The organism is Effusibacillus consociatus (genome assembly GCF_042652925.1).
Taxonomy (GTDB): domain Bacteria; phylum Bacillota; class Bacilli; order Tumebacillales; family Effusibacillaceae; genus Effusibacillus; species Effusibacillus consociatus.
Genome location: NZ_JBHSHC010000051.1, coordinates 17,341 through 20,731, shown reverse-complemented (window position 1 = coordinate 20,731; position 3,391 = coordinate 17,341). Strand labels below are relative to the sequence as shown.

At 42.9% G+C, this 3,391-nt stretch carries 4 protein-coding genes and 1 pseudogene; 3 read left to right on the top strand and 2 right to left on the bottom strand.

What is annotated here, in order from left to right:
• Positions 1-214 precede the first annotated feature (214 nt).
• Positions 215-457: a hypothetical protein gene (locus ACFO8Q_RS07505; protein WP_380025140.1), complete on the top strand. Its 243-nt coding sequence runs from the start codon at positions 215-217 to the stop codon at positions 455-457.
• A 39-nt stretch (positions 458-496) separates the two neighbouring features.
• On the opposite strand, the gene ACFO8Q_RS07500 is transcribed toward ACFO8Q_RS07505, so the two are convergent.
• The gene (locus tag ACFO8Q_RS07500; RefSeq protein WP_380025139.1) at positions 497-724 is read right to left on the bottom strand and encodes a hypothetical protein; all 228 of its coding nucleotides are present in this window, start codon (positions 722-724) and stop codon (positions 497-499) included.
• An 86-nt stretch (positions 725-810) separates the two neighbouring features.
• Between ACFO8Q_RS07500 and ACFO8Q_RS07495 the strand changes: the two are divergent.
• Positions 811-1,605, top strand: a pseudogene (locus ACFO8Q_RS07495) (hemolysin family protein); the annotation flags it as partial.
• 418 nt (positions 1,606-2,023) lie between these two features.
• Here the strand turns inward: ACFO8Q_RS07495 and ACFO8Q_RS07490 are convergent.
• Positions 2,024-2,542, bottom strand: a complete 519-nt coding sequence (locus ACFO8Q_RS07490; RefSeq protein ID WP_380025138.1) for a hypothetical protein — start codon at positions 2,540-2,542, stop codon at positions 2,024-2,026.
• A 228-nt stretch (positions 2,543-2,770) separates the two neighbouring features.
• On the opposite strand from ACFO8Q_RS07490, the gene ACFO8Q_RS07485 reads away from it, so the two are divergent.
• Positions 2,771-3,388: a hypothetical protein gene (locus ACFO8Q_RS07485; protein ID WP_380025137.1), complete on the top strand. Its 618-nt coding sequence runs from the start codon at positions 2,771-2,773 to the stop codon at positions 3,386-3,388.
• Positions 3,389-3,391 lie beyond the last annotated feature (3 nt).

Here is a 3,391-nt window from a genome sequence, read left to right as displayed (position 1 = left end):
AGAAGCGCTGAGCAAACTGGCGCCCTGGTCGTCGTCCTTGCCGCTGACTTGCCGAATCTTTTCGAAATAAACATACACCAGCCTCCACCCCTTCACAAGGTGGGGGCTATTTGACGTTCACGGGGAAAATACATCCCTATACCAACCCCCGTTTTATAGGACACGTTAATTGTGCGATTCTTCATTTCGCATAATGGAAAGGAATCATCTGCTTATGATCGAAACTGAAATTGATCCAAATAAGCAGTCCCATAAAATTGTTGGTGTTATTTGCTTGAGCGACATCAGGGAGTGGTACGAAGATTATTTCGAGGACAGGTATCTAATTTATGTTGAAACAAACCAGAAAGTAGAGAAAATTCATGTCCGTCGTCGTCCGAAAGAGGATCGGGACGATTTTCTGAAATTACTTGATGAATGTCCGGATCTCGATTCAATCAGGGCGCTTTCCAAGTAACCGCTCGAGAAGACTCTTGTGATAAAAACCAAGAGTCTTCTATTTATAATGTCCGCTAAGGCTTATTCCGGTTTTTTGTTCCATTGCTACACAAACCCCAAAATCCCCGCGGCGGACATTTCCGAAAAGATGCACGATATTTGCGAACAACTCCACACGCTGGAGGATCGTTTGCTTGAATTGAAACCGTTGTTGTCCAAATTGAATGAACAGCAATTGCGGATCCTTACCAAACAGATGTCCGTTCAGTGCGCTTCTTTTATACACACGCTGCACATTCTCTTTGGCGAGAATCCGTTAATTTAAAAACGAAAAATCAGGAGGTGGAGTCCCTCGTTTGAAGGGACGAATAATTGGACGATCCGGGTCTTACGTTGTTTAACTTGTTTTTGGTGCTTTTTCTCGTTTTCTTGAATGGTTTCTTCGTCGCGGCGGAGTTTGCGATGGTAAAAATCCGATCCAGTCGTTTGGCGCAGTTGGTGGAGGAAGGGAATAGAAGAGCCAAAGTGGCGCAAAAAGTCACAAACAACTTGGACGCTTACCTTTCCGCATGCCAGCTTGGAATCACGCTCGCGTCTTTGGGGCTTGGTTGGATTGGCGAACCGGCGATCGCCCATTTGATTGAAAAACCGCTCGGAAGTTTGGGCGTTTCCCAAGTTGCGGTTCACACAATTTCATTCGTAACCGCGTTTGCGATTATTACGTTCCTGCACATCGTATTGGGCGAACTTGCACCGAAGTCGCTTGCGATTCAGCGTGCGGAAGGAACCGTGTTGAACATCGCCCGTCCTTTGATCTGGTTTCACAAACTGATGTATCCGTTTATCTGGATGTTAAACGGAACTGCTAACACCATGCTCAAGTGGATGGGAATCCAGCCCGCGAAAGAAGGGGAACTCGCCCATACGGAGGAAGAAATTCGGATTCTGGTCAACCAAAGCCACAAAAGCGGATTGATCGATAATACGGAAATGGCTTTGTTCGACAACATTTTCGAATTCTCGGACCGAATTGCGAGGGAAATCATGGTTCCCCGCGTGGACATGATAACCATCGACATCGAAGATTCGCACGAGGAGATCTTGCAAAAAATCGAACAAGAACAACACACCCGCTACCCCGTTTCGGATGGCGATAAAGACCATATTAGCTGAACCCCCCGTCCCTGCTCCATGGGAATTCCCCTACTAGCATATACCATAAAACAAAAATTATTCCTTGGGCGGTGTTTCGGTATCATTAACAGCAGGTGTATCAGGTAGGTCCACCCAAGGGCGAGTTCTTTTAACGATTGGTACTTTTTTAAAGCCCCAGTTTCTCATATCTTCAATGCCTGTTGGGGTATAAATTTTCCCTTTAATTGCCTTGAATATTTTGTTCTCTTGCCCGTACTCGACGTGCCTTGGGCTAACGTCATACAGACCTCGCCTTACTCGGTTTAACGGCAGACATACTAAGTCTGCAATTTCTAAACCTGGCTGAAACTCTTTATTATGTTTATCAGCAAAGACAAAAGCCTTTATTTTTTCTCGTTGTGACTGTACGTCAATGTGAACTGTACCAGAGTTATAAAATGTCGAAGAACGCCTTCTGCATAAGCAGGTTTTGATAATCGTCACGGGATTCTAATACGATCCGAATTGATTTTACTGACGAATCGTTTAAAAAAGAGAATAAAGGTTTCATAATGTGAGCAAAAACAACATAAGGATCCTTAGGCGTTGAATAATATTTATCGAGCTTTTGCTTATCCACCGTCACTGAAATGATTTTAAAGTGTAAATCCTCCAAAAAGTCAGGGAGAGTGTCCCAAAATTTTTGAAGATTGTCTTTGGTTATTCCATGACTTTCACTAAAGGGGGGATGCCCCTCAAGAATTTTACGAAGATGCAGTGGAATATCATCCCGACCAAAACATTGCCGTTTAAAATGATTAAATTTGTTCCTAAGCTTACTATTTGCGCCGGTTTCCTTATTGTCAACTGCATATTTGTATTCGAATATTACACCAGTGATGGTAAACGGGCATGTTTGCACTAAAGATCTTCCAGTCTCATCAAGGAACATAATATATTTTTTTGCCATATTTCCTCCACAACCTTCGCCCGGACAGTATTTAAAACTTTTTCAAATTTAGAAAAACAGGATAATTATAGCACGGTTGTCTCTAACTTTCTATTTTCCAAATCTAATAACATAACTCTGCGTTACCCATAATTTAAGCTACATCATACAACTTTAATTATGGTGACCCATAAATATCAAGGGTTCTGTTATTCCTCGGTTCTTTTCATTTCAGGGGGAAGCGGGGGATTGGGAGTAGGGAGAACCCTGACCCCTCATAAATCCATCCATCAGTCTTTTTCCCAATTTTTTCCTCTGTATTTTTTTCAATCGCTTATCCCTGAACCCTGCTTTTCTCTGCTCTTCTCCCTGCGCCCAAAACAGATTTTATTTGCATTTGCCCCCGAATTTCCCGTCTTGCGCCTGTTTTCCCCTGCTTCGCATGCAAACTTTACTTATTTGATGGGTGATAAAGTGGGGAGTGGTAAAGATAGGGGGAAAGCCTTGTGGGGCAAGGGATTGGGGAGGGGAGCGGGTGGGGGAGGTGGTGGCAGACTTTTTTTGCAATTGACAGCAACTTTAGAGGAAAGGACTGAACGCAAAAATGATATTGAAGAATACTGGGATAAATACCGTAAATTATCTGAAATTTTTATTCGAATTAGGAGCACAGTGCGATGGGATTCTTACTGGACCTTCAAAGACAGTTGTACCATCTCGATGAATTCGTACTATCGGCAAAAATTTCTCGGTTTGAATCCTACCAAGAACTCCTTATGTTTGCAGGATATTTCCGATGAGGAGGGAGATACTAATGAGGCAAATTTTGATGCGAGGCGGTTTAAATATATCGTGATAAACTTTTAGTGA

Bases quoted from the DNA above. Each gene is read 5' to 3' on its own strand.
- ACFO8Q_RS07505 (WP_380025140.1), top strand. From the start codon at position 215: ATGATCGAAACTGAAATTGATCCAAATAAGCAGTCCCATAAAATTGTT.
- ACFO8Q_RS07490 (WP_380025138.1), bottom strand. From the start codon at position 2,542: ATGGCAAAAAAATATATTATGTTCCTTGATGAGACTGGAAGATCTTTA.